The 24910-nt window shown below is 38.5% G+C and carries 25 protein-coding genes; 8 read left to right on the top strand and 17 right to left on the bottom strand.

From position 1 onward, the window contains the following. Window positions 1-11: 11 nt before the first annotated feature. Window positions 12-1100: a branched-chain amino acid aminotransferase gene (locus tag BS1321_RS25485; RefSeq protein ID WP_063234982.1), complete on the bottom strand. Its 1089-nt coding sequence runs from the start codon at window positions 1098-1100 to the stop codon at window positions 12-14. Window positions 1101-1789: 689 nt separating this feature from the next. On the opposite strand from BS1321_RS25485, the gene BS1321_RS25480 reads away from it, so the two are divergent. After that, a complete protein-coding gene (locus BS1321_RS25480; protein WP_063234983.1) occupies window positions 1790-3058 on the top strand; it encodes an L-lactate MFS transporter in 1269 nt (422 codons plus the stop codon). 562 nt (window positions 3059-3620) lie between these two features. Continuing rightward, window positions 3621-4688 (top strand): AI-2E family transporter, encoded by a 1068-nt coding sequence (locus BS1321_RS25475; protein ID WP_063234984.1) that lies wholly within the window; start codon window positions 3621-3623, stop codon window positions 4686-4688. A 369-nt stretch (window positions 4689-5057) separates the two neighbouring features. On the opposite strand, the gene BS1321_RS25470 is transcribed toward BS1321_RS25475, so the two are convergent. Next, window positions 5058-5510, bottom strand: a complete 453-nt coding sequence (locus BS1321_RS25470) for a YueI family protein (protein ID WP_069981756.1) — start codon at window positions 5508-5510, stop codon at window positions 5058-5060. Window positions 5511-5734: 224 nt separating this feature from the next. Here BS1321_RS25470 and BS1321_RS25465 point away from each other — a divergent pair, with 224 nt between their 5' ends. After that, the gene (locus tag BS1321_RS25465) at window positions 5735-6478 is read left to right on the top strand and encodes a L,D-transpeptidase family protein (protein WP_063234985.1); all 744 of its coding nucleotides are present in this window, start codon (window positions 5735-5737) and stop codon (window positions 6476-6478) included. Window positions 6479-6868: 390 nt separating this feature from the next. Here BS1321_RS25465 and BS1321_RS28540 read toward each other — a convergent pair whose 3' ends face one another. The 10 genes from BS1321_RS28540 to BS1321_RS25415 all read right to left on the bottom strand — a co-directional run bounded on the left by BS1321_RS28540 (window position 6869) and on the right by BS1321_RS25415 (window position 14085). Further along, entirely contained in the window at window positions 6869-6997 is a 129-nt protein-coding gene (locus BS1321_RS28540) for a hypothetical protein (protein ID WP_257790328.1), read from the bottom strand. 111 nt (window positions 6998-7108) lie between these two features. After that, window positions 7109-7531: a nucleoside 2-deoxyribosyltransferase gene (locus BS1321_RS25455; protein WP_063234987.1), complete on the bottom strand. Its 423-nt coding sequence runs from the start codon at window positions 7529-7531 to the stop codon at window positions 7109-7111. A 351-nt stretch (window positions 7532-7882) separates the two neighbouring features. Beyond that, window positions 7883-8203: a type II toxin-antitoxin system HicB family antitoxin gene (locus BS1321_RS25450; protein ID WP_048686335.1), complete on the bottom strand. Its 321-nt coding sequence runs from the start codon at window positions 8201-8203 to the stop codon at window positions 7883-7885. 110 nt (window positions 8204-8313) lie between these two features. Further along, the gene (locus tag BS1321_RS25445; RefSeq protein WP_063234988.1) at window positions 8314-8595 is read right to left on the bottom strand and encodes a DUF4190 domain-containing protein; all 282 of its coding nucleotides are present in this window, start codon (window positions 8593-8595) and stop codon (window positions 8314-8316) included. Window positions 8596-9077: 482 nt separating this feature from the next. Then, window positions 9078-9728, bottom strand: coding sequence for an amino acid ABC transporter permease (locus tag BS1321_RS25440; protein WP_063234989.1), 651 nt, complete (start codon window positions 9726-9728; stop codon window positions 9078-9080). A gap of 14 nt (window positions 9729-9742) precedes the next feature. Next, window positions 9743-10381 (bottom strand): amino acid ABC transporter permease, encoded by a 639-nt coding sequence (locus tag BS1321_RS25435; RefSeq protein WP_063234990.1) that lies wholly within the window; start codon window positions 10379-10381, stop codon window positions 9743-9745. A 106-nt stretch (window positions 10382-10487) separates the two neighbouring features. Next, window positions 10488-11315, bottom strand: a complete 828-nt coding sequence (locus BS1321_RS25430; protein WP_063234991.1) for a transporter substrate-binding domain-containing protein — start codon at window positions 11313-11315, stop codon at window positions 10488-10490. Window positions 11316-11337: 22 nt separating this feature from the next. After that, a complete protein-coding gene (locus tag BS1321_RS25425; protein ID WP_063234992.1) occupies window positions 11338-12066 on the bottom strand; it encodes an amino acid ABC transporter ATP-binding protein in 729 nt (242 codons plus the stop codon). A gap of 449 nt (window positions 12067-12515) precedes the next feature. Next, window positions 12516-12926, bottom strand: coding sequence for a hypothetical protein (locus tag BS1321_RS25420; protein WP_063234993.1), 411 nt, complete (start codon window positions 12924-12926; stop codon window positions 12516-12518). A gap of 256 nt (window positions 12927-13182) precedes the next feature. Continuing rightward, window positions 13183-14085 carry an AEC family transporter gene (locus tag BS1321_RS25415; RefSeq protein ID WP_063234994.1) on the bottom strand — a complete coding sequence of 301 codons (903 nt, stop codon included), beginning with the start codon at window positions 14083-14085 and terminating at the stop codon, window positions 13183-13185. Between the two features lie 227 nt (window positions 14086-14312). On the opposite strand from BS1321_RS25415, the gene BS1321_RS25410 reads away from it, so the two are divergent. The 3 genes from BS1321_RS25410 to BS1321_RS25400 all read left to right on the top strand — a co-directional run bounded on the left by BS1321_RS25410 (window position 14313) and on the right by BS1321_RS25400 (window position 17792). Further along, window positions 14313-14798 carry a nucleoside deaminase gene (locus tag BS1321_RS25410; RefSeq protein ID WP_063234995.1) on the top strand — a complete coding sequence of 162 codons (486 nt, stop codon included), beginning with the start codon at window positions 14313-14315 and terminating at the stop codon, window positions 14796-14798. Between the two features lie 32 nt (window positions 14799-14830). Then, entirely contained in the window at window positions 14831-16588 is a 1758-nt protein-coding gene (gene ade / locus BS1321_RS25405; RefSeq protein WP_063234996.1) for an adenine deaminase, read from the top strand. Window positions 16589-16733: 145 nt separating this feature from the next. Beyond that, a complete protein-coding gene (locus BS1321_RS25400; protein WP_063234997.1) occupies window positions 16734-17792 on the top strand; it encodes a lactonase family protein in 1059 nt (352 codons plus the stop codon). Between the two features lie 61 nt (window positions 17793-17853). Here BS1321_RS25400 and BS1321_RS25395 read toward each other — a convergent pair whose 3' ends face one another. The 5 genes from BS1321_RS25395 to BS1321_RS25375 all read right to left on the bottom strand — a co-directional run bounded on the left by BS1321_RS25395 (window position 17854) and on the right by BS1321_RS25375 (window position 23322). Further along, entirely contained in the window at window positions 17854-18651 is a 798-nt protein-coding gene (locus BS1321_RS25395) for an endonuclease I family protein (RefSeq protein ID WP_063234998.1), read from the bottom strand. A gap of 93 nt (window positions 18652-18744) precedes the next feature. After that, window positions 18745-19359: an NUDIX hydrolase gene (locus tag BS1321_RS25390; RefSeq protein ID WP_063234999.1), complete on the bottom strand. Its 615-nt coding sequence runs from the start codon at window positions 19357-19359 to the stop codon at window positions 18745-18747. A 323-nt stretch (window positions 19360-19682) separates the two neighbouring features. After that, window positions 19683-21023 carry an aspartate aminotransferase family protein gene (locus tag BS1321_RS25385; protein ID WP_063235000.1) on the bottom strand — a complete coding sequence of 447 codons (1341 nt, stop codon included), beginning with the start codon at window positions 21021-21023 and terminating at the stop codon, window positions 19683-19685. A 71-nt stretch (window positions 21024-21094) separates the two neighbouring features. Beyond that, the gene (locus tag BS1321_RS25380) at window positions 21095-22552 is read right to left on the bottom strand and encodes a CoA-acylating methylmalonate-semialdehyde dehydrogenase (RefSeq protein ID WP_063235001.1); all 1458 of its coding nucleotides are present in this window, start codon (window positions 22550-22552) and stop codon (window positions 21095-21097) included. 221 nt (window positions 22553-22773) lie between these two features. Further along, entirely contained in the window at window positions 22774-23322 is a 549-nt protein-coding gene (locus tag BS1321_RS25375; RefSeq protein WP_063235002.1) for a GNAT family N-acetyltransferase, read from the bottom strand. Window positions 23323-23443: 121 nt separating this feature from the next. On the opposite strand from BS1321_RS25375, the gene BS1321_RS25370 reads away from it, so the two are divergent. Both BS1321_RS25370 and BS1321_RS25365 read left to right on the top strand, forming a co-directional pair. Continuing rightward, the gene (locus BS1321_RS25370; RefSeq protein ID WP_063235003.1) at window positions 23444-24400 is read left to right on the top strand and encodes a D-2-hydroxyacid dehydrogenase; all 957 of its coding nucleotides are present in this window, start codon (window positions 23444-23446) and stop codon (window positions 24398-24400) included. A gap of 184 nt (window positions 24401-24584) precedes the next feature. Then, window positions 24585-24785, top strand: a complete 201-nt coding sequence (locus BS1321_RS25365; RefSeq protein ID WP_029714163.1) for a cold-shock protein — start codon at window positions 24585-24587, stop codon at window positions 24783-24785. The last annotated feature ends 125 nt before the right edge of the window (window positions 24786-24910 follow it).

The following is a 24910-nucleotide window of genomic DNA, read 5'->3' as shown; positions in this document are numbered from 1 at the left end:
TTGTTTAAGTATCATTGAGTCACTTTTTCTTCAACTTTCGTAGTCCAGTTCAACTCGTCTGCGACTTTACCTGTTTGGACACCTGTCAGTGTATCATAGAGCTTTTTAGAAAGTTCGCCAGTTTCCCCGCTTTGAACAATCATTTCTTCACCATTCCACAAAAATTCACCAATTGGTGATATGACCGCGGCTGTACCCGTTCCAAAGGCCTCTTCCAAGTGACCTAATTTATAGGCTTCATGGACTTCCTCCATCGAAATGCGTCTTTCCGACACGGGAAGACCCCAATGTTTCAGCAATTCAATAATGGAATCACGAGTAATACCCGGAAGGATACTTCCATTTAAAGCAGGAGTGATAATTTCTCCATTAATTTTGAAGAAAACATTCATGCTTCCAACTTCTTCGATATACTTTTTCTCTACTCCGTCTAACCACAGAACTTGGGCATAACCCATCTTTTCGGATACTTCCTGGGCTTTTAGGCTCGATGCATAATTACCGCCCGTTTTGGCTTCACCTGTTCCTCCATTAACTGCACGTGTGAAAGCTGACTCCACTGCAATTTTAACTGGATGAATGCCTTCTTTATAATACGATCCTACTGGTGACATGATGATGATGAACTGATATTTATCCGATGGAGAAACTCCAAGATAAGGCTCAGTAGCTATAATGAATGGCCTGATATATAATGATGTCCCTTCTGCCTGGGGAATCCAATCCTTATCAACGCTAATTAAAGTCTTTAAGGCCTTCAACGCAAAATCAACGTCGACATCCGGTATGCATAATCGGCTATTTGAACTATTTAAGCGTTGGAAATTCTTTTCCGGACGGAATAAGATAATTTCTTCCTCTGGTGTTGCATATGCCTTCAATCCTTCAAAAACGGATTGACCATAGTGAAAAATCATAGCTGACGGCTCTAATGAGAGCGGTTGATAAGGAACAATTCTTGGATCATGCCACCCTTGCCCTTGTGTGTAATCCATAATAAACATATGATCGGTAAACTGTTTACCGAACTCAAGCTGGTCCGCCTGTGGTTTTTCTTTCTTTGTTGTACTAAGCGTGATTTGCATGTCATGTTCCTTCATTACCAAAACCCCTTGTTGATTAAATTTACAAGATTTCACTTCCATAAAATCTATCTTTAATTAGTTTACTCCTATCAGGAATCATAGTTCAACCCTTTAAGACGAAATTTTCGGAATTTTTTTAAAATAAATGGAATTTTTTTGATTTCCAGACTATGATTCCTGAAAAAAGAATTAATTATTCCTGAAACCTCTCAAAAAATATCAATTCCGATTGTTCGCTAAGCTGTCTTGAAATGGTGAATATTAGATTAATTTTAACAAAATAATTACAATAAAGCCAATGAGAATAATTCTAGTTATTCCATCATGGCACCTTAAGTAAATTCAATCGTTTCCCTTTTTGTATACAGGAAAATTGATAAATAAAAAGATGTGCAGCAAGTTCGTGATTACAGGTGCTCTAAAAACACTTAGAACTGATACCTACAACTCTTATGTATATTAAAAAACCTAAGAAAATATAACATTTTTTATTCTGATTCATAAAGTTGGTTTTTTCGTGCCATTCCCACTTTTAATCCAATGGAATATAGAGGAAAATTTTTCATGAAAATCATTTTAGTAGTTTACTACTAAATAATAATCTTATATACTTATCCCACAAGATAGATAAAACGCATGCAAAACGATATATTATAGATAAAACGCATGCAACTTTCTTATTTTTGACGAAAAGGGGTAACAACATGACAAAAAACAGATGGTTAATCGCTTTATCCGCTATCGCCATTCACCTTTCCATTGGTGGTGCATACGCATATAGCGTTTACAAAAAACCATTAGTTGAGACTATGGGGTGGACAGAAACTGAAGTAACGTTAGCATTCACAATAATGATGGCGCTTGCAGGAACTTCTGCTGCCTTCTTTGGTAAATTCGTAGAAAAAAATGGCCCAAGAAAGTCAGCTTTGGTCGCGGCTGTTTTATTCGGTTTAGGACAAGCTGGTTCCGGTTTGGCAGTAATGGTCGATTCACTTCCGCTTTACCTATTGACATATGGGGTTTTAAGTGGACTTGGTATGGGGATTGGGTACATTTCACCAGTATCCACTTTAGTCAAATGGTTCCCAGATCGCAGAGGATTGGCAACAGGAATGGCAGTATTAGGTTTCGGTGCCGGAGCTCTCATTACAGCCCCAGTAGCTGCAAGCCTTATGGAATCCGTTGGCATTTATACTACATATTATATTTTAGGCGCAGGCTATTTCATACTGATGTTCTTAGGTGCATCCTATATTGCACCTCCAAAGGCCAACTGGCTACCTGAAGGAATGAAGAAAGATATTGAGTCCGGTAAGAAAGAACTGAAGAAAGACCTAAGGCAATTAACTGCAAAAGAAGCGGTTAAAACTAAACACTTCTGGATGTTATGGTCCATGAAATTGATAAATACAAGTGCAGGAATCATGATGATTTCGGTAGCTTCACCTATGGCTCAAGACGTTGTTGGTCTGTCTGTAGCAGGTGCAGCAACATTAGTCGGTATCATGGGAATCTTTAATGGCGGAGGAAGACTTGGCTGGGCAGCAGCATCCGATTATATTGGCCGTCCAAATGTTTTCGTCATTTTCTTCATCATTCAAATCGGAGCGTTCCTTTTACTTCCAACGACTACAAATACACTATTGTTCCAAGGACTCATCTTGCTGGTCGTTAGTTGTTATGGAGGTGGATTTTCAAATCTCCCTGCATTTGCCGGGGATTTATTTGGAACTAAGGAAATTGGCGCCATCCACGGTTATCTTTTAACTACATGGTCACTAGGCGGTGTTTGTGGACCAATGTTGGTTACTGCAATTAGGGAAAGTACGAACAGTTACATCCCGGTATTCTACGTTTTCGCAGCATTAATTGCCATAGCATTCGCCATCTCCATCTGGTTGCGTCTGGACATAAAAAAAATGCAAAGAGAACAGAACCCAGGAGTAACGAACACAATAAGTAAAATATCCTAATTTAAAACCTTTCAAAAAGGCATTATCAAGTAAACTTCCATAACCGGAATTTGCATTGATGATGCCTTTTTTAGTTTGTTTATGGCCGTTAACGGTGTATCTTTTGGAACAGTAGCACATTCGAATATTTTATGGATTATGTCATCCCACCCGGATTATTTGCTGATGCAGTTGTGAGCATTTCTAAAACTTAATCGCAGTAGTCTTTGGAAGTGCAGTTAGCGGTGCAATCCTTGCAGGCGGGCTTTATTAGTGACTTATGCAGATAGGTAAACGTCAAAGTGACCGATATATTTTTTAAGATGACCTTCATTGTACAATGAAAGTCTTGTTTTCGTTTCCAATGATAACAACTTCAATAAACAGGTTGTATTCCCATTTCCTTGTAGCTTGTCAGCTAGCATTCCTTTTATGTCAAAATTGAAACAGCACAATCGAAATAAAGTTGAAAGATAAACGTTCACTATAACATGTTTTGCACCAAACATTTTGAACAAGTTATATAGTTTAACATTAAGCTAAATCAGGGAATCAAGTAAGAGATGGAATTGGGGGGATTGTCTTGTGGATCAATAAACCGTTTTTCAAATATGCATCCGCGATCATTTTGATCATTTTAATTATTTTTTTACTAGGTAAGATTGAATATGTTCTGCAGCCGGTACAAAAAATCATTGCTGCCATGTTTTTCCCTATTATTGTGGCTGGACTTTTATACTATATATTACGGCCGGTCGTTAACTTTTTAACTAAATTTATCCCGAGGTCAGTTAGCATTTTCACCGTGTTTTTAATTATATTTAGTATGATTGGGATGGTAAGTTACTTTGGATGTCCTGTAATCGTGGACCAATTTCAAAAATTATCTGAAAACCTCCCCAGCAAAGTCAAGGAATTCTCTAAAGAATCTGAAGTCATGATTGAAAAAAATGATTTTGGAATGGTTAATATGGAAGATCTGAAAGAAAAAGCGGTCACGCATTTGAAAGATTACTCGGAAAAACTCATTGTGAATGTCAATACCATTTTTTCCACGATCACAAGTGTATTAACAGTATTGGTCATTACACCATTCATTTTATTCTATTTCTTGAAGGATGGAGATAAATTAAGACCATTTCTATTAAAATATATACCGACCGATGTAGAATCAGAGGGGAACACAATTTTAAAAGACGTCGATAAAGCCCTTTCAACTTATATTATCGGTCAATTCATCATATCAATCGTCATTGGGACTTTGATGTATATTGGCTACCTGATTATCGGTCTCGATTATGCACTCGTATTAGCCTTATTCGCCATGATTTTTACCGTTGTACCATTCCTTGGTCCATTAATAAGCATCATCCCTGCCCTTTTCATTGCCTTACAGCAAGACCTTGGGTTGGCAGTGAAAGTACTCATTGTCCTTACCCTTGTTCAACAGGTCGAAGGGCACTTGGTTACACCGAATATTATGGGAAAACGGCTTAACATTCACCCACTTACCATTATCTTATTGCTGCTTGCTGCAGGATCAATATATGGTTTCATTGGCATTTTAATCGCTATCCCCACTTATTCCGTAGTAAAAACGATTATAGGTAATTTCAGGAAGTTTTATAGATTACGGAAAAGAATTACATAAACAGGTATGGTTGTCTACACACTTAATTAAAGGAGCTGTATCATTAGGAATCCTATTATGAGGTCTTTTCTATCAACGTTTCAGACTGTAAACAAATTCAAGGAAAAGCGAGTTTGCCTGCAGTTTTTCTTTAAAAAAGTTCCAGTTAATTTCAGAAATCCGCTCCCTTTCCGCCGACTGTCTGCCAAGCGTCTGTTTAGGTCTTGGCTAGCCAGTTATTCGGCTGATTGTCGCCAATTTCTTCAATCTAGTAAGGGTTCATAAAGCCGTAAAAAACCATTAAGGATAACCTAGTCTTAAAATCATGGTTCGGGATAAGACCATTCCGAACCCCCTTTTGTAGACAAACTAAAAACGTTGATAATTTTATCAACGTTTTTTTAATAATTTTTTAACCCACCGTTTGATAATTGCCTTGTAGCTTTTCTTTTTAATAACTTGAATGGTATGATTTTGCTTCTCGATATAAATTTCTTCTTTGTTTATGGCATTATTTTCTGCTAATACCATACCCAAATCGGAGTTATGCTCTTTGTTTAGGACAATTTTGTAAGGAATATTATGACTTATTGCCAATTTAATATATTTCCCTAGATATTGATAGTCCATCTGACCATTTAAAAACAAATTTGAACGGGGATACTGCTTCATCATTTGCTCTATCTCCGGATATACATTGGTTTCAAAGACTTGGCTTTTTTTTAGGACGATGACGACGCGCTCCCGTAATGTGCCCAGAAATTCTCTTCGTTCACCAGGCTTGATTTCTTTTGGACCATAGATGCCTTGTTCTAGATAGTCCTCCACCTTTAGGCGTGACAATTCTTTCCCACCTCCGCTTTCACTTCAATAATGTATGTAATATGGCCAAAAATAGTGCCCATCATTCTCTAAGTATGCATAAAAGAAGAATATGGTCTAGTTTTGAAATCCCCATAGTTAATTAGTCTACCCTTATCTTAAAAAATTGTCACTTTATCCTCACTTCATGCATAGGATAGTATATGTGTAAATGTAGGTTGCTTAAATGAGGGACGGGGAAAAACATGAAAAAATTAATCGTATTTGTATTGATATTCGCCTTTAGTTTTTTGGGATTCAGTAATACTTCAGATGCGGCAGCAAGACAACTGATCATCATCAATAAATCCAATAATCAGCTTGCCTATTACGAAAATGATAAATTGGTGAGGGTATTCATCGTGGCGACAGGAAAGAAAGTCTCCTACACTCCTGAAGGAAAGTTCAAGGTAGTGACAAAAATTGTGAATCGTCCCTATTATAAAGGCAACATTAGAGGCGGAGACCCAAAAAACCCTCTAGGTAAAAGGTGGCTGGGGATCAACGCAAGGAATACACCAGGAAATACGTACGCGATACACGGCAATAATGATCCAACAACCATTGGGAAATATATAAGTGCCGGTTGTATTCGTATGTATAACGATGATGTTCAATGGCTGTACGATAGGGTAAAAATGAACACCGTAGTTTTGATTGCCAATTCGAATAAATCATTTGCCAACATAGCTTCCACGAATGGATATAAAGTGAGCGGATCTGTGAGCCTACCTGTAAATACAAACGCTACCCTGAAGAAAGGAAGCAGTGGCCCCCAAGTAATTGAACTGCAAAAAAGATTAACTAAACTTGGATACAGCACTAAAGGAGTAGATGGGTCATTTGGAAAAAACACCGAAACAGCTGTGAAGAAATTCCAAAAGTCCAAAAAACTTACTTCTGATGGGATCGTCGGACCAAAAACGAAAAAAGCGCTTGGACTTAAATAATTTTCCTCACGATATCCACTTTTAGAGGATATCTTTTTTTATGTTTTAACTGTACAACCTATACATTATTACCCATATCGTCTTTAATTTTCCACCATCAGTTATTGACTTTATGTTATAATTTATACATTAACAGCTAATCATAATTGCACTGTCATTACATACAAGGAGGTAATACGAATGTACGATGAAATTCTCGTAACATCCATTAAAGCTATTTTTGTAATTGGAACCATCGCTATGTTTGTTATTTTAGGATTCGTAAAAGGACGCCGGTTTTAACTTTATCTTAAATATCCTCACTTGCCTGATTACATGTATAATTTCATATGGGTAATCAGGTTATTTTCACTCAGAAAAAAAGCATATCCTCTCTGGGCATGCTTTTCCTTACCAATTCCAATAATCCGTTTTATCTAAAAGTTGATCGATGTCAAATGTATCAAGATGGAATGAAACTGACTCTTCTGCAATCGCTTCAGTGGCTAACAATAATTGGTCGATATCAATAATGGCCAAAACAGTCCTCTCCCTTTTTTTAATGGTGTTTCCCCTCATTTTCAATACATTAAACACTTCGTTCAAAAGAAATTTTATTAGAGGGTATCCATTAAATTTTACATTTGACATTTAATTAAGATGCAGTGAATCTTTTTCAGATCCTTCCGGTGAAAGCGTATGTATCAATTTAACTAGTTTATAAAAAGTCCCGCTGCAGATTGTTACCTCTGGCAGATTATGAAATATTGATTTTTTATTAATATGATAATTGTCTTTCTCAGGTGAATACACTATAATTTTCTTATTTAAAGATAATGCATATCCAAGCTCATATAGATTACCTTTGCCTGCAGTTAGGAAGATCAGCATGAAGTCGGCTTCCTCAATCCCTTTTTTTTCATATTCTCCAATGCCGTCCGTTATTTGGTTGTTCTCATCACTCGTAATTAAATTGAAGTCATTCACACAAGTAAATCCTTTTGAAGTCAATTTCTTGATCAATGATTTTACCTGTTTCAAATTTTTTTCGTCTGATGCTATATAATATTTCACACATACACCTCCAAAATATATAACTATTGATACTTTTTACCTATGTTACCTATACTATACATATTCGTTATAAAGAACGCAATATCCTTTCCCCAAAAATAAAAAATAATTAAAGTGAATTTTAAGCGAAACAAAAAACCATCATTCCTTTTACAGGTAATGATGGTTTGTTAAAAAATTTAAAGCCCGGGTATTTTAAGTAGTGATATCATTATCACCGTCGTTTTCACCTCACTACAAAAAATAATATACTATGTACTAATTATGGTCTGACATTCCCGGTTACAAAATGTTCATTGCATTTCAAGAAGTACAAAATAAAAACCTTGTCCTCTTACCGGCAAGGTTTTTTTATTTTTCATATGTGATATTTTCTATTTCAATCCTGAAGGGTGCAGCCTCACATATATTAATTCCCCTATCAAGATTCACCTTTTCCATTTCACTTGCATCCGGGATTGTTTTTTTATCGTGAATAAAATGTTCGACCATGGATTCCAACAGCTCTTGAGCACAAGCTAAGGCATCTACCCGATTCCTACCGCTAACGGAAGAAATGATTCCTTCTCGCCTAAAATCCGGGAAACAAACTTGAACGGAAAAAGAGTCGATAATCAACGGGTGCTTTTCATAATAGAATACGGCTGGATACTCAAAGATTTGAATGGTCAAAATATCATCCCTTCATACAATATTTAGGTTTTTATATTAATAATAACATGAATTTCCATTTTATACAGGTTTAATTTACTTTTCTATGTTTGTCAAGTTAATACTTACATTTAATAGGTTGTTATGCCCGTATCAACTACGAAATAAAAAAACACCAGGAAAATCAGAATCATAAGAACATTCAAGATTATTCCAATAATGCTGCACACTTTTCCAGCTGTAACTAACCCCTTTCCAGATTCACCAGTAAGCTTAATTTCTTGTTTACTCTTCGATGCAAATATTAAACCTAGAATACCTAATATGATGCCTATGAATGGAATAAACAGGGATAATACCCCCATGATCAATGATACAATCGCTTTGCTATTGCTTGGTTTAATTTCCGACATATATTCCACCTTCTTTCTTCCTTTATATATACGGTTATTAAAAGCAAAAGATTCATTTTTTTGTACTCATTCATCACTAATATTCCGATCTACCCTGCCGGTTAATTCATCATACACTTGGTCGGATCCCTACATGTAAAAAACCACTCATATATTGAGTCGTTTCAGACTATAGACAAATTCGAAAAATGCCAGTTTGCCTAAAGTTTTTCTGAAAAATATTCCAGTTGATTTCAGAAATCCGCTCCCTTTCCGCCGACTGTTTGCCAAGCCTCCTCGACGAATGCGTCTGTGGAGTCTCGGCTAGCCAGTTATTCGGCAGGAGTGTCGCGAATTTCTTCAACTAGTGAGGTTTCATTCGTTTAATCAAGAAAAAAACATGAAGGATAATAAAATTTTCTTTTAATCATGGTTCGGGGTGAGATCACTCCGAACCTCCTTTTGTAGACAAGTAGAAAACGACTCATTTCTGAGTCGTTTTTTTAGGTTCGTTTCAATTCAAGTCTCTGGGCTACCAAAGAAAGACTATAGTTCACAATGAAGTACATGAGAGCCACTAGGATCAAAATCGGTATTAAATACTTTTGACTTTGTCCATATATGATTTGACCATGATGAGTCAGCTCCGGCAAAGAGATGACAACAGCTAAAGAGGTATCCTTTAATAAAGAAATGAATTGGCTGACAATAGGAGGAACCATGCGGCGCAGCGCTTGGGGCAGAATAATATGTATCAATGCCTGTGTATAGCTCAAGCCTGATGAACGGGCAGCTTCCATTTGCCCTTTATCAATGGATTTAAGTCCACTACGAATGACTTCAGAAAGCATGGCTGACTCGAAAATTGTCAAGGCAACAATGGCTGCTGGAATGATTTCCAGTTTAATCCGTACCTCCGGCAAAGCAAAATACGTAAAAAATATTATTAATAACAGCGGTAAATTACGTACCGTTTCCACAATCAAAGCTAATATTTGTGATAACACCGGCACTTTTGCGTAACGGATTATACCTACAAGCCCGCCAATAATGAAACTTAGAATAATGGATATAAAAGCTACCTGGAGCGTTACCCAAAATCCTTCTAATAAAAACTTAAGATTATCTGGTGTATAGGCACCTGCAAAATCCATATCATATACCTCCCTCAATTACTCTTAGCCAGACGTTTTTCCAAATAACCAACGCCAAAACTTAAAGGAATGGTAAGTATTAAGTAAAACGCTGCAACGAAAATGTACACATCAAACACGACAAATGTCCTTGAAGAAATCAAATCCCCATGGTACATAAGATCGAGGCCTGCAACGACGGCTAAAATGGAAGAATTCTTAACTAGATTGATAAATTGGTTCCCTAAAGGAGGAATGACTATTTTAACGGCCTGTGGCAATATGACGAGCCTCATTGCCTGCCCATATGTCAGTCCTGAAGAACGGGCAGCTTCCATTTGACCCTTTGGCACGGAAAGTATGCCGGCTCTAATTGCTTCAGCTATGAAAGATGAAGTGTAAATGGTCAAGGCTAATGTCCCTGCGTATAGACCGCTGAGTTTAAGACCGAGAAAGAAGAAAAAGGTAATGATCAATAACGGTATATTCCGAATGAACTCGACATAGGCGGTCCCCAGCCAGTTTAGTGGCTTTATCGGCGCAATCCGCATGATAGCAATAAGAACACCAAGAATCAAACTCGCTACCAACGCGATCAAACTCGACATGATCGTATTTTTAAAGCCTATTAAATACATATCCAGATTCTCTGTTAAAATGGAGAAATCAAGCACGGCATACACTCCTTTAACTAGTAAGGATGAGCAAAACGCTCATCCTCACAGACAAATGTTCAAATGTTATATAAGGTCAGCTTCCCTTATACATTTGCTAAAATGTTTAATGTTTAATCCATTTATCATGGATTTCATCGTACTTGCCTGAATCTTTCAGTGATTTAAGGGCTTTATTCAACTCGTCAACAAAGTCTGCATTTCCTTTTTTCACAGCAATTCCGTAAGGCTCTTCCGTAAATGTACCGCCAACAAGCTCATAACTTGGATCTTCATCTGCCATTCCATAAAGGATGGAATCATCCGTGGTCAATGCATCCCCTTGTCCGGATTTAAGTGCAGCGAACGCTTCGGAATAGTTTTCAAATTCAAGCACTTGTGCTTCAGGAGCTTTTTCACGAATATTTATGGAAGAAGTAGAGCCCTTGACGGCCAATACCTTTTTCCCTTTTAAGCTATCAATACCCTTGATATCGCTGCCCTTTTTGACTAACAAAGATTGTCCGGCATCAAAGTAAACATCAGTGAAGTCAACTTCTTTTTTACGATCTTCCGTGATTGTCATGGTTGCTACTATCGCATCGATATCACCATTATTCAATAATGCCATCCTTGTCTTAGAAGTCACTTCTTTAAATTCAACTTTATTCTCATCACCAAGGATTTCTGCTGCAAGAGCTTTGGCTATATCAATATCAAAGCCTTCTACATCTCCAGTACTTGGATTTTTCAATCCGAATAGCCTTGTATCATTTTTCACACCAAAAACGATCTTATCCTTTTCCTTCACTTGTGCGAGAACATCTTTTTCTTTGTCTTTACCTCCACCCTCTTCAGCTTTGTCTGAATCATTTCCCCCGCCGCATCCAGCTAATAAAATGACAGCCAGTAATGATAGCAAAGATAATTTTAACCATTTCTTTTTCTTCAACATGAAATTCACCCCTGTTTTTTATTTAATGATTTAATATACGGCTAAGGAATAAACGAGCCCTCTCTTCACGAGGATTTGCGTAGAACTCAGCCGGTGATGCCTCTTCTAAAACCCTGCCTTCGTCCATGAATACGATTCGATCCGCTACTTCACGGGCAAATCCCATTTCGTGCGTAACCACCACCATCGTCATTCCTTCATGGGCAAGTGCTTTCATTACATCCAGTACCTCGCCAATCATTTCTGGATCCAAGGCTGAGGTAGGTTCATCAAATAACATGATTTCAGGGCCCATTGCCAAACCTCTGGCAATCGCTACCCGTTGCTGCTGTCCACCTGAAAGCTGAGAAGGAAATGAATTCGCTTTATCACCAATCCCTACTTTCTCCAGATACTTTAGTGCGATTTTTTTCGCTTCCTCTTCGGATTGTCCTAAAACCTTCCTGGGAGCAAGCATGATATTCTCAAGCACGGTTTTATGAGGATACAAGTGAAAATGCTGGAAAACCATACCGATATTCCGACGGAGTTTGTTTATATCCGTTTTTTTATCCGCTACATTTAAACCATTAATGGACAGGGAACCTTCCGAAATGGTCTCAAGACGATTAATGCATCGAAGCAATGTACTTTTCCCTGATCCGGACGGTCCGATGACCACTACCACTTCCCCCTTCTTAATTGTAAGATTAATTTCTTTCAATACATGAAAATCGCCAAAATACTTATTTACGCGGTCAAAAACTATCATAATTAGCCTCCCTGCCATAATCAATCTTTCAAATCCGAAAATTTAAAATAATCAGAATTACAAAATCCTAGCATTCTCTTAACTCGACCCAGTTCTTATGTATAATCCTCTCTTCATTTATTATTTCCCAATGTAACATTAGTGGTAGTGAAAAGACTTTTTTTATTGTTATTTTAAACTAGTAATTTAAATAATATATTAAATATTCACATTATTCATTATATATAATATTACTTAAAATTACCATATAATCTTTAAATTGTTAAAAACGATACCGTATTTTATGATATTATTGCTATATTTCATAAAACATTTATATTTAAACAGATGTCTCCCAAACCTCCCCCCTTTTTTTGTAAAAATTCCTTTATTTCCCGTATGCATAATGCCGGATATAAATTAGCTTTAAAAGTACGCACGAAAAAAGACAGCAATTGCTGTCTTTTCCATCATTCCTTTAATGCATCTTCAAATGGTGATGAATATAAACCTCTTGGCGCCAGCATATCCGTATCCGATTCGCGGTTTTCCCCACTGAGAGTATATGGACCTGCTGGAAAAAAATCAAACATTTCACTTTCCTTATGTATGATCAAGAAATAATCGTATAAATCATCCATAAGTTCCTGATGTTCATCTATTTTCATGATTTGGCCAAATTCATCAATTTCAAAGTTTTCATTAATCGCATCTTGAAGTTCCTCATTATTTGAATACGCGATATAAAAATCGACATCTCCGCACTCCATGCATAGCAAGAGTTTTTCTTCTAGTGCTTCTTCATAGGTTTTCAGAACGATGTCCTTTAAAATGGCATCAATCTTTCCAGTATTGTTCAGTTTAACTTTAGTCTGTAACACAAAACCCCTCCAATCAAATACAGGCATTAAAAAAAGTAAACGCACCCTTTAATATTAAATGAAATTGTTGAAAATCATTTTCCAATTAACACCTAAATCCAAGTCCCTAAGTTCGTTCACTAACCGCGATGGGAAACTAGCCCAAGACTTGGTCATCAAGGGCAATACATAAGATCTGTCCGGATCCCTTATTTTAATTAGATAGCCCGCTTCGTGTATATAATAAGTTTGCCCACATAATTAGAATGATAATCTCCTATAATACAAAGAAAAAGATGATTGGAAGCGTAATCAGACTCAATGATGTACTAATGAACGTAGCACTTGATACGAATTCAGGCTCCGTATTGAATTGGAGCGCATACATCGTAGTGTTGGCCGCCGTTGGCATGGCAGCTACGATGATCATGATATGCCTGACCATTTCACCCACTGGTAAGGCAAGTGATAACAGGAAGGCAATGGCTGGTGAAACGGCAAGTTTAAGAAGCAGCGAAACTGATAGCTTTCGATAGGCAATTTTTTTCAGGGAAATGTTGGCCAGCTGCATTCCCAGTGTAATCATGATTGTTGGGATCGCTGCATTTGCAACAAGGTTAATAGCTTCCATAACCGAATTGCTTAAAGGTATGTTCACGAACTGAAATACTGTACCTGCAATAGCTCCATAAACAATTGGCATCCGACATACAGCTTTAATCGCTGTTTGAACTCCGTTACCTTCCGGGCTGCCCTTTGCTGCAAAATAAATGCCTATCGTGCACATCACTAACTGCTGTCCCACCATAAGGATGATTGCATAATCGAGTCCTGCAGCTCCGAATAACAGGAAAATGACGGGTGTTCCGTAATTCCCGTTATTCATGAAGGCCGACGCCAATATCATGCCGCTTGTCTCAGTGACTGTATATTTTTTAAAAAAAGATATGATGTAGACTACCAGTATAAGAGAAAGACAAAGCACTATCGTGAATAAGAACAGGTAAAAATAATTAATCGTAAATTCTGCGGAATAAAAAGTTCGGAATACAAGAAAAGGTGACATTAAATATAATGCCATCGTGGAAATCGATTTTGTATCAAGTTTAAACTTTTTCTGACCGATGAAACCTAAAACAAATATACCGAATATCGGTAAAAGAACTCCCAAAAACCCCATGCATATCACCTTCATAATTCTAATGATTTTCTTCTAACAATATCAGTTTTATAATTATTTGTAAAAATTCTTTTAAACCACTTTTGATTGCCGTCATATATTCTAACACAAAATGATTTTTCTTTATTTTCAGAAAATAATATTCTATTTCCGCGCGTCCATATGGTATATTGTTTATTATATTTACGTTAAAAAACGTAACATTAACACTTTTTGGTTATTAATCTATGAAGGGGTGTTTTTTAGTGGATGTAAAATTCATGGAGATGGCTGTTCAGCTTGCATATGAAAATGTTTTGGCAAAGAACGGAGGACCTTTTGGTGCTATAATCGTAAAAGATGGCAAAGTCGTAGGAAGAGGATGTAACAATGTGACAACAGCCAACGATCCTACAGCTCACGCCGAAGTACAGGCGATTCGTGATGCATGCAGGAATCTCGACAGCTTCCAGCTTACAGATTGTGAAATATACACTAGCTGCGAACCTTGCCCCATGTGCATCGGTGCTATTTATTGGGCACGTCCAAAAGCCATTTATTACGCATGTACTAAAGAAGACGCTGCACTTATTGGCTTTGATGATCACTTTATATACCAAGAACTTGCCCTGCCAATGGAAAATCGCACGATTAAAATGGAAAAAATGTCATTTAATGACCACGATTTACCATTCCGAACATGGGAAACCATTACTGAAAAAGTGAAATATTAACCGGTTATTTTTTTGCCAAAGGGGTTACGAATATGAAAAAAAACTTGTTTAAAAGGAGAATAGACGTTGCGGCGGGCAGAACACCTGCAGATTGCGTCATTAAAAACGGGCAAATCATAGATGTTTTCAATGGTGATACCTATACAGGCGACATTGCTATCGTCGATGGTTTTTTTGCTGGAATTGGGCGTTATGAGGGTATCTCAGAAATCGATGCAGCAGGAAAATTCGTATGCCCTACATTCATTGATGGCCATGTCCATATTGAATCTTCAATGGTCAGGCCTTCTGAACTCGCAAAAATCCTCCTTTTACATGGTGTGACCAGCATCGTTGCAGATCCTCATGAAATTGCCAATGTTTCTGGCAAAAAGGGCATGGAATATATGATTGAACAATCCGATCAACTTCCTTTTGACTTTTACTTCATGATGCCATCTTGTGTACCTGCTACGGAGTTTGAACATTCTGGTGCCGTCTTAAGAAGTGAAGATTTAATTTCATTTTATCAAAACCCGAGAGTGCTCGGTTTAGCCGAAGTCATGAATTTCCCGGCCGTTTCAGATACGGATGAGGATATGCTGCAAAAATTATACGATGCAAATAGACTAGGCAAAAGCATTGATGGCCATGCAGCAGGATTATCCGAACAACAGCTCGATGTTTATATGAGTGCAGGCATTAAAACGGATCATGAATGCACTACAGCGGAAGAGGCAAAAGAAAGACTGCGTAAAGGAATGTATCTTATGATCAGGGAAGGCACCGTTGCCAAAGATTTAATAAACCTGATTCCAGTTATTAATGAGAAGAACTCCCGCCGTTGTTTATTCGTCACCGATGACCGGCACCTAGATGATATTGTATCTGAGGGGAGTATCGATCACAACGTTCGACTTTCCATAGAAACAGGTGTCTCGCCAATTACCGCCATTCAAATGGCGACCATTAATGCAGCTGAATGTTTTGGTTTAAAGGAACATGGTGCAATTGCACCTGGATACAAGGCAGACTTTCTTCTATTGGATGATCTTGATTCTATCATCATCCACTCGGTCTATAAAGAGGGAAGGCTTATGGTGCAAAATAATCGTTTACTTAACTTTCCAGATGTAAAGGAACAGGTTATTGACGACGGATTGAAACACTCTGTTCAATTTCATGAAATAACGGAGAATGATTTGGCGATACCTTTTAAAAATGAGTTCGCTAATATTATTGAGATAACTCCAAACAGCTTGATTACAAAGCATTCGATTGAACCGGTCACACTTAACCATGATGGTCTATTCCAGTTCTCCGAACATGTTGATCATATAAAACTTGCTGTTATTGAACGGCATCATATGACGAAACAATTAGGTCTTGGAATCGTCAAAGGGCTCGGTTTGAAATCAGGTGCAATTGCCACGACAGTAGCCCATGATTCACATAATTTGATCATTGCCGGGACGAATAACCAGGATATGCTAATGGCAGCTAAGGAAATCAAAAAAATGCAGGGTGGATTGACCGTAATCCAAAATGGGGAAATACTCGCTTCCCTTCCCCTTCCAATAGCTGGATTGATGAGTGAATGCAATTATATGGATGTGGTTCACTCATTGAAAAAAATCGATGGAGCCCTATTGAAACTCGGTGCAAACAGGCATTTCAACCCTTTTCTTACACTTGCATTCTTGGCTTTACCTGTCATCCCTGAAATTAAACTGACGGATCAGGGTTTATTTTCCGTTTCTGAGTTTAGGCATATTCCTATCGAAGCCTCAAAGCCAGTCGATAAAATTTGACCCCCTAGTCGGGGTTTTTTTCTTCTCACCCAAAAATTTTTAAATAAAAAAGGTTCCAACTCAACTTAAACCGGGAAAAGGATATAATGGGTATCATCTATGTTAAAATAAAAATAAACACAAATCTTTCTTGGAGGAGATAAATATGGAAAAACATGATCAACAGAACATCATTGGATACATAGGTACTTACACAAAAGGAAACAGCGAAGGTATTTACCGCTTTACTTTAGATACAGAAGAAGGAAAACTCAGTACACCGGTTCTTGCAGCAGAATTAACCGATCCGACTTATGTCGCCATCAGCCAGGACAAGAAGAATCTCTACGCCATTTTAAAAGAAGCGGGCAGCGGTGGAGTTTCAGCCTATTCGATCAATGAAGAATCAGGTGAGCTTACCTTCTTGGGCAAACAACTGACACCAAATGGCTCTTCCTGCCATATAAGTGTCGACAGCAAGAAACAGGTCTTGGTCACTTCCAGTTATGGAGAAGGCGTGATTGAATCATATCCGCTTCAGGACGATGCGACCCCTATGCCCGTATCATCCACTGTTCAACATGAGGGTCAAGGACCGAATGAAGAACGTCAGGAAAAAGCGCACACTCACTTCGCCGGGTTCACACCGGATGAAAGGTTCGTTGCTGTAGTCGACCTCGGAATAGATAAAGTAATAACCTATAAAATAGATAATGGGGTTTTGGAAGAAGTAAACAGCTTATCTGTTGCTCCCGGCAGCGGACCACGGCATTTGACCTTCCACCCAAACGGAAAATTTGCGTATGTTATGGCAGAACTTGTACCAGAAGTCATTGTTTTGAGCTTCGATAGTCAAACCGGAAGCTTTTCTGAAGTACAAACGGTTCGGTCCGTTCCGGAAGATTTCAAGGAAAATAACCAAGGAAGCGCCATTCATATTTCTGATGACGGGCAATTCATATATGCCGCAAACCGCGGACATGATAGTATTGCCGTTTACCAAATCAATCAAGAAACTGGCAAACTTGCATTCGTGCAACTGGTTTCTACAGAAGGACATTGGCCACGTGATTTTTCATTGGACCCTAGCGGAAAATTCCTGATCGCTTCTAATGAACAATCCGGAAACCTGACGCTATATTCCCGGAATGAACAGGACGGAAAGTTAACATTATTGCAAAAAGATGTTCAAGTTCCCTTCCCTGTTTGCGTAAAATTCTTATAATCGATAATAAAAAAGGATTGAAGCTTGTACCCAAGCTTCAATCCTTTTTTATTATCCTTCTTTAATTCCATTTCTCCGCCATTTCGGGAAAATCTATATATGGGTTACGATTACCCTGCATTTCATGTATAGCCTGGTTTCTATGTTTTTCATAAGTGCTGACCGGAAAAAGCCGATGCCATTCCCTAAGCAGCTCCAAGTCAATATTGCCGCTATCTATTATGCCCTCATATCTGAGTAAAAAGTATAAAGTAGCCCTCGCCACGATGCCTTTTCCGTATTCAGGCTCGAATTTACCCTCCTCTGATTTCCCGCAACCCGCTTTTATACCGGCAGCCGATTTCTCAGGGATATAATCCTTAAAATCATGGTATGGATAGTTACTCCGGCTACTGTTACAAGTTGGTTCACAGGCGAATAGATGATGCAAATCCCCCCTCATCGGTTCTTTTTTATCGAACCATGATTGAGGTACGACATGTTCACAATTAACGAGAATGTTCTCCGTATTTGTTGATTCAATGCCACTTGACACCAATTCTAGTATACGGATATCTTCCTCAATTACTCGTACAGGGTCCATCCCTTTACCGGAATACAGACTTTTCAACTGGCCATTTTCCTGTAAGTCCACCCAAGGGTAAACATGACGATGTGGTGAGTAGTTCAGCTGGTTTTTATGGGTTGCCACAAGTAAGTCCTTCAGTCCTTCCCGGTCTAAGGAACCATCTTTATAGTATGCTAGCTTAAGTTCCTGATCTTTGGTTTCATCATAGTATTCTCGGTTTTCATTGAAGTTCACAAGTGCAGCCATTGCCATTTCCCGTTCTTTTTCAAGTACTTCAAAACTATACTTCATCCACTCATCCCCCCGCTTCTATTAAATCCTAACTTTTACCATAATTTCAGTTTAATAGAAATCCATCGAAAAAAAAAGGTCCTTTAGAAGGGTCTAACGAAGAATTTCAATAAAATGGGTAAGGATTTTCGCCGTCATTCCCCAGATTACCCGATCATTAAATAAGTAAAAATATTCTTCCATCTGTTTTGGCTGCCATTTATAATTCTCCCCGCCAACGACTAAATCATGGGGGAAGTTGTCATGCGGTTCCACTTTATATTTCACATGATAAATTTCTGGCGGTTTTTCCATGAAGAAGGATAGCGGGACCGTAAAAATGGTTTCTACCTCAGCTGGATTAGGTATTATCCGTTGATGGTTACGAACAAATCCTGCATATGGATAGACAATCATCCCAAATGGAGATACCAAATAATCGATTGGAAAAACATTATCGATATCTTCTTTTCTCAAATTAAGTTCCTCATATGTTTCCCTTAGCGCAGCCGCCTGTTCATCATGGTCCAGTTTGTCTATTTTCCCGCCCGGAAAACATATATCCCCCGGCTGCCTTCTCAGTTTGTGTGAACGCTCTTCGAAAAGAACATGAATTCCATCTTCTTTCTCTATAAGCGGTACCAATACAGCATACTTTGAAAAATTCCCACTCCCTAAAATTTCAGGGATATGTAATGTTAGTTTTTTTGTTATATCTTCATTATTCATGCCCCTCACCTCTTCTACCGGATAATATTGATTTTCTACCACACCTTATCATTCCATTTTCGAACATCCGCTATAACTAAGCAAGGAAAACGATTCCAAAATATCCCCTTTAATTCATAATAGATTTCTTTTCCTCTTATTCTTCCTTTATCATAGACAAAAGCACCGTTCAAAGTTCTGAACGGTGCAAAACTAAACATAGCAGTCTCATTTAAAAAGAAAAAAATGGATGTAATCTTTCTTAAATAAATAGTGTGTATCAAGACGTACATACAGAAACTTAACTGAATGCTGAATTTTCAGTTTTTTCCATCACCTTATTTTCATAGTTCAGCTAGAGCTCGCTTTACCGTCGTTGTGATGAATGAAAAATCCTCTTCAGTTATACTAAGTGGGGGAGCAAGAGTCAGGACGTTATTGAAACCTGCTACTGTATCACCATTTTTACCTATGATCAGCCCCTTTTCTTTGCATGATGCAATCACTTTATTGATTTTGGAAAGTTCGATCGGTTGTTTTGTCAGTTTATCTTCCACTAGTTCAATGCCTACCAACAAACCTTTCCCACGTACATCCCCAACATTGGGATGAGATTTGATTTCTTCAAACTCTTGCAGAAAGCGTAGCCCTAACTCCTTAGACCGTTCTATAAGTTTTTCATTTTCATATATTTCAATATTCTTCAAAGCAAGGGCACAGGCAGCCGGATTGCCGCCAAATGTATTTACATGTCGAAAGCGGTCATATACGTCTGAGCCAATATACGCTTCATAAATTTCACGTTTGACGGCTGTAGCGGATAATGGCAGATAAGCGCTCGTGATTCCTTTAGCCATTGTTACGATGTCTGGTTTTACATCATAGTTCATAAATCCGAATTTCTTACCAGTACGGCCAAACCCGCAAATGACCTCATCCGAAATGAGAAGGACTCCATTTTTCTCACAAATTTCTTTTACACGTTTCATATAACCATCAGGAGGCATCAAAATTCCGCCCCCAGTGATGATTGGTTCCATGATGACCGCAGCCACCGTTTCGCTCAACTCCCATGTAATGGTACGTTCAATTTCCGCTGCACTTTTTTCACCGCTTTCATCCTCTGGATTTCGGTAAGAATCTGGCGGTGATACATGAAGAAATCCTGGAGCGAGTGGTTCATATTTATATTTTCGCTGCGCCTGCCCGGTAGCTGACAGGGCTCCCATTGAATTGCCATGATAGCCGCGATAACGGGAAATGAATTTATAACGTCCATGTTCACCTTTTTGCTGATGATACTGCCGCGCAATTTTAAAAGCAGTCTCATTTGCTTCTGAACCGCTATTAGAGAAGAAAATCACATAATCCCCACCAAGCCATTCATTTAATTTCTCTGCTAGCTTAATAGCCGGAATGTGGCTATTCGTTAAAGGGGCATAAGGAAGTTCCTTCAGCTGCTCGTAAGCTGCTTCAGCTAGTTCCGTGCGGCCATAACCAACGTTGACACACCATAAACCTGACATCCCATCCAGGAAGCGATTCCCATCAACATCCGTAATCCATGCTCCTTGCCCGTTTTTAATCACCATTGCCCCAGGGATGGGTTCAGCCCCTTTCATATGATGCCACACATATTTACCATCCAAAGCTTTAAGATCCTGACCCTGTTTTTCAACCTGCATAAGCTACACTCCTCCTAAAATAATGTATAAAGGAAGGCCGACCACAATTCGCGTCGACCCCCACTTTCCTATCAGTATCTTGCCGTTAACATTTTCTTTCTAGTGTAAAATTCTACGCCGTCTTTCCCATTGGCATGAAGGTCTCCATAAAATGAACTTTTATAGCCGGAAAATGGAAAGAATGCCATTGGCGCGGGTACCCCAAGGTTAATACCAAGCATCCCTGCATCAATTTCTTCGCGAAATTCCCGGATGGCTTTTGCGCTATCCGTATAGAGGCAGGCACCATTGGCAAATTCGGATTGATTGGTCAATTCGATTGCCTCTTCCAGGGTATTAACCCGTACTATGGATAAGACAGGAGCAAAAATTTCATCCTTCCATATTTTCATGTTTGTTTTTACATGATCAAATAATGTCGGTCCAACGTAATAGCCATTTTCCTGATCGCCTTCATTCCTGCCATCACGAAGGAGGACAGCTCCTTCTTTTTCCCCGATTTCAATATATTGTTCTGTTCTCTTTTTATGAGTATCACGAATCACAGGTCCCAGGAAAACGTCCTTATCCATTCCATTCCCAATCTTGATATCATCCGCTGCAGCCTTTAATCTCTCAACAAGCGAATCTCCCACTTCCCCCACCGCAACAACCACTGACGCAGCCATGCAGCGCTCGCCTGCAGATCCGAAAGCGGCATTCGTTATGTTCGTTACCGCATTATTCAAATCCGCATCAGGCATGACGATTGAATGATTTTTCGCTCCTGATAAAGCCTGGACACGTTTTTTATTGGCAGCTGCCGTTTTGTATACATACTCTGCGACAGGTTGGGATCCAACAAATGATACCGCTTTAATGTCTTCATGTTCCAAAATCCCATTCACGACATCATGGGCACCATGGACAATATTGACAACCCCATCCGGAACTCCTGCTTCTGTCAATAATTCCACAAGACGGTTGGCTAAGAGCGGTGTCCGTTCTGAAGGTTTTAAGATAAACGTATTTCCACAAGCTATCGCCAGCGGGAACATCCAACATGGCACCATCATCGGGAAATTAAACGGCGTAATCCCGGCAACGACACCCATTGGATAACGATACATGCCAGATTCAATACCTGGAGAAATATCAGGAAGCTGACTGCCCATCATCAAGGTAGGCGCACCTGCTGCAAACTCCACGCACTCAATCCCACGCTGAACCTCACCATATGCTTCTGTATAGCTTTTTCCATTTTCGATCGTGACCAGCTTTGCAAGCTCATCCCAGTGTTCTATCAATAATTGCTGGTAACGGAATAAGAAGCGAGCTCTTTTTGGAACGGCCACCTTTTTCCATTCTTTATACGCCTTTTTAGCAACCTGCACCGCTTGGTTTACATCTTCCTTTGTTGAAAGGGGTACGATTGCCAAAGCTTCTCCTGTTGCCGGATTAGGCACTTGTTCATGTTTCGAAGTTGTGGAATCCACCCATTTGCCACCGATATAATTTTTCAACGTTTCTACATCATTGATAACTGCCATTAAAGAAACCCTCCATTTCAACACGATTTCATAGTTTCATTATATTTTTCAAACGGACTTTTTTCATTAGACGTTATGTATAGTTTTTGATTTAATATTTGAACACATTGTTTGTTTTTGATTTTCCCATATTCATTATAATCATGAACGGAAATTCACGCTTCCAAAACCGATGTATATTTCCTTATTGCTTTCTCTTTAATCAGCAGAGTTCACAGCCATCATTTAATAATGGAGTATAGCTTTAAGTCTTGATGCTTTCCCTTAACAAACATTCCTTTTCTTATGATTCCCTCAAAAGACATACCAGTCTTTTGCATGACTCGCTCTGAACCCAAATTTTCAACGAAGCAGCGTGCTTGTATTCGAACTAGGTTCATATTTTCGAAGCCAAAGGCGATTATCTTTTGCGCTGCCTCCGTCATCAAGCCACTCCCCCAATATTCGGGTGCAAGCACATATCCGATTTCTGCACTATGATGATCAACCTGCCATGAAACAAAATCAATAGTACCAATCAACTTACCACTTTCCTTGTGTTCTATGCCCCACGGAGCGATTTTCTTATCCTCATAATTTTGTAGGATAAATCGGATAAAATCCCTTGTATCACTTAGAGAACGATGTGCTTCCCATGTGACGTAACGGGAAACTTCACCGTTGGATGCATAAGCGAACATGTCCTCGGCATCATTCATGGTGACTTTCCTCATAACCAAACGTTTTGATTCTATAGTAGGCAGCTGCCCATATATGTCTTTCACGTTCATGTATACACCCCATTCCATTGATTATTAGTATTATAGCAAGATTGTTAAGCAATCGCTTTCCCAATTGAAATATTATGGAAATTTACGTATAATTCAGAAAAAATGATACAGGAGGATAATTATGCCAAAAAGGAAACTAATAATAAGCCAAAATTTGAATGAGTTCTTATTACAGAAGATCAAAGAATTGGTTCCAGAGTGGACTGTTATCACTGGAAGATCTCCGGAACTATGGAAGGATCATATAGCCGATGCTGAAGTGATCGCAGGATGGAAAGCGGAAATGTCTGAATCGATTATCTCAAGCGAAGTAAAATGGATTCAGACATGGAGTGCAGGAGTGAATGCTTTACCCCTGAAAAATTTAGAACAAAAGGATGTACAAATTACAACTGCAAATGGCGTCCATGCGTATCCCATTTCAGAAACGATTTTTGCGTTAATGCTTGCCTTAACAAGAAAAGTAGATACATATATTAAGCAACAGCAGGCAAAGACTTGGCATCACGCACATATGAAGCAGGAAATTCATGAAAAGACCATAGGGATCATCGGTGTCGGAAAAATCGGAAAGGAAACCGCTAAAATTGCCAAGGCTTTTGGCATGACCGTATTAGGAATGCGCCATTCAGGTAAATCAGAAGAATTTGTCGATAAGATGTTCACACAAAAACAATTGAATGATCTTCTTCCTAGGTGCGATTATATTGTCGTGACATTACCATTGACCCCAGAAACACTGAATATGTTCGGAAAAAAAGAATTCGAGTTAATGAAACCCTCCGCTTTTTTCATTAATATAGGAAGGGGAAATATCGTCATTCAGAACGAATTGGTTCAAGCGCTTAAAGACAAAGATATTGCGGGTGCTGGACTTGATGTGTTTGAAACGGAGCCACTTCCTGAGAATAGCCCATTATGGGAGTTGAACAATGTAATCATCACACCGCATACATCCGGAAATACGGAATTTTACGACCAAAGGCTTATTCAGGAAATTTTCATTCCGAATTTAAAGAACTATCTAAATGGTAAAACACCTTCAACAAATTTACTTGATTACAAAAAAGGGTATTAATAATTGTTCATTGTCTGTGTACATAAATAATCTTCCCTTGTTAGCTTGCAGATTCCGACATTATCTGTTATATTTAAAAAGAATTATTTTTGTTCGGGAAGATTGATAAGTGAAAAACTTTTCGTCTAATGATTGAGCAAGGGTAGTAACACAATGTGTGGATTCACACTAGGAGGCAACAACAATGGAACAAGGTAAAGTAAAATGGTTTAACGCAGAAAAAGGATTTGGCTTCATCGAACGCGAAAACGGAGACGATGTATTCGTACATTTCTCAGCTATCCAAAGCGAAGGATTCAAATCATTAGACGAAGGTCAAGAAGTTACTTTTGAAGTTGAGCAAGGTCAACGTGGACCCCAAGCTACTAACGTTCAAAAAGCGTAATTTTAAATACAATATATAACAGACCCTACTTGTAGGGTCTGTTTTTTTTGATTGAAAAAGCAAACATAAAAAAAACCCTATTCACAGGGAATAGGGAACATGAAACAAGTTTAGTAAATGGTAAA

Source organism: Peribacillus simplex NBRC 15720 = DSM 1321 (assembly GCF_002243645.1).
GTDB lineage: Bacteria > Bacillota > Bacilli > Bacillales > DSM-1321 > Peribacillus > Peribacillus simplex.
The sequence above is the reverse complement of the archived record's forward strand: the minus strand, read 5'-3'. Positions and strand labels throughout refer to the sequence as shown.

What these genes read in the sequence shown, in the direction of transcription:
- BS1321_RS25485 (WP_063234982.1), bottom strand. Translation starts at nt 1,100, where the DNA reads ATGAAGGAACATGACATGCAAATCACGCTTAGTACAACAAAGAAAGAA.
- BS1321_RS25480 (WP_063234983.1), top strand. Translation starts at nt 1,790, where the DNA reads ATGACAAAAAACAGATGGTTAATCGCTTTATCCGCTATCGCCATTCAC.
- BS1321_RS25465 (WP_063234985.1), top strand. Translation starts at nt 5,735, where the DNA reads ATGAAAAAATTAATCGTATTTGTATTGATATTCGCCTTTAGTTTTTTG.
- BS1321_RS25445 (WP_063234988.1), bottom strand. Translation starts at nt 8,595, where the DNA reads ATGTCGGAAATTAAACCAAGCAATAGCAAAGCGATTGTATCATTGATC.
- BS1321_RS25440 (WP_063234989.1), bottom strand. Translation starts at nt 9,728, where the DNA reads ATGGATTTTGCAGGTGCCTATACACCAGATAATCTTAAGTTTTTATTA.
- BS1321_RS25430 (WP_063234991.1), bottom strand. Translation starts at nt 11,315, where the DNA reads ATGTTGAAGAAAAAGAAATGGTTAAAATTATCTTTGCTATCATTACTG.
- BS1321_RS25425 (WP_063234992.1), bottom strand. Translation starts at nt 12,066, where the DNA reads ATGATAGTTTTTGACCGCGTAAATAAGTATTTTGGCGATTTTCATGTA.
- BS1321_RS25415 (WP_063234994.1), bottom strand. Translation starts at nt 14,085, where the DNA reads ATGGGGTTTTTGGGAGTTCTTTTACCGATATTCGGTATATTTGTTTTA.
- BS1321_RS25410 (WP_063234995.1), top strand. Translation starts at nt 14,313, where the DNA reads ATGAAGGGGTGTTTTTTAGTGGATGTAAAATTCATGGAGATGGCTGTT.
- ade (WP_063234996.1), top strand. Translation starts at nt 14,831, where the DNA reads ATGAAAAAAAACTTGTTTAAAAGGAGAATAGACGTTGCGGCGGGCAGA.
- BS1321_RS25400 (WP_063234997.1), top strand. Translation starts at nt 16,734, where the DNA reads ATGGAAAAACATGATCAACAGAACATCATTGGATACATAGGTACTTAC.
- BS1321_RS25395 (WP_063234998.1), bottom strand. Translation starts at nt 18,651, where the DNA reads ATGAAGTATAGTTTTGAAGTACTTGAAAAAGAACGGGAAATGGCAATG.
- BS1321_RS25390 (WP_063234999.1), bottom strand. Translation starts at nt 19,359, where the DNA reads ATGAATAATGAAGATATAACAAAAAAACTAACATTACATATCCCTGAA.
- BS1321_RS25385 (WP_063235000.1), bottom strand. Translation starts at nt 21,023, where the DNA reads ATGCAGGTTGAAAAACAGGGTCAGGATCTTAAAGCTTTGGATGGTAAA.
- BS1321_RS25380 (WP_063235001.1), bottom strand. Translation starts at nt 22,552, where the DNA reads ATGGCAGTTATCAATGATGTAGAAACGTTGAAAAATTATATCGGTGGC.
- BS1321_RS25375 (WP_063235002.1), bottom strand. Translation starts at nt 23,322, where the DNA reads ATGAACGTGAAAGACATATATGGGCAGCTGCCTACTATAGAATCAAAA.
- BS1321_RS25370 (WP_063235003.1), top strand. Translation starts at nt 23,444, where the DNA reads ATGCCAAAAAGGAAACTAATAATAAGCCAAAATTTGAATGAGTTCTTA.
- BS1321_RS25365 (WP_029714163.1), top strand. Translation starts at nt 24,585, where the DNA reads ATGGAACAAGGTAAAGTAAAATGGTTTAACGCAGAAAAAGGATTTGGC.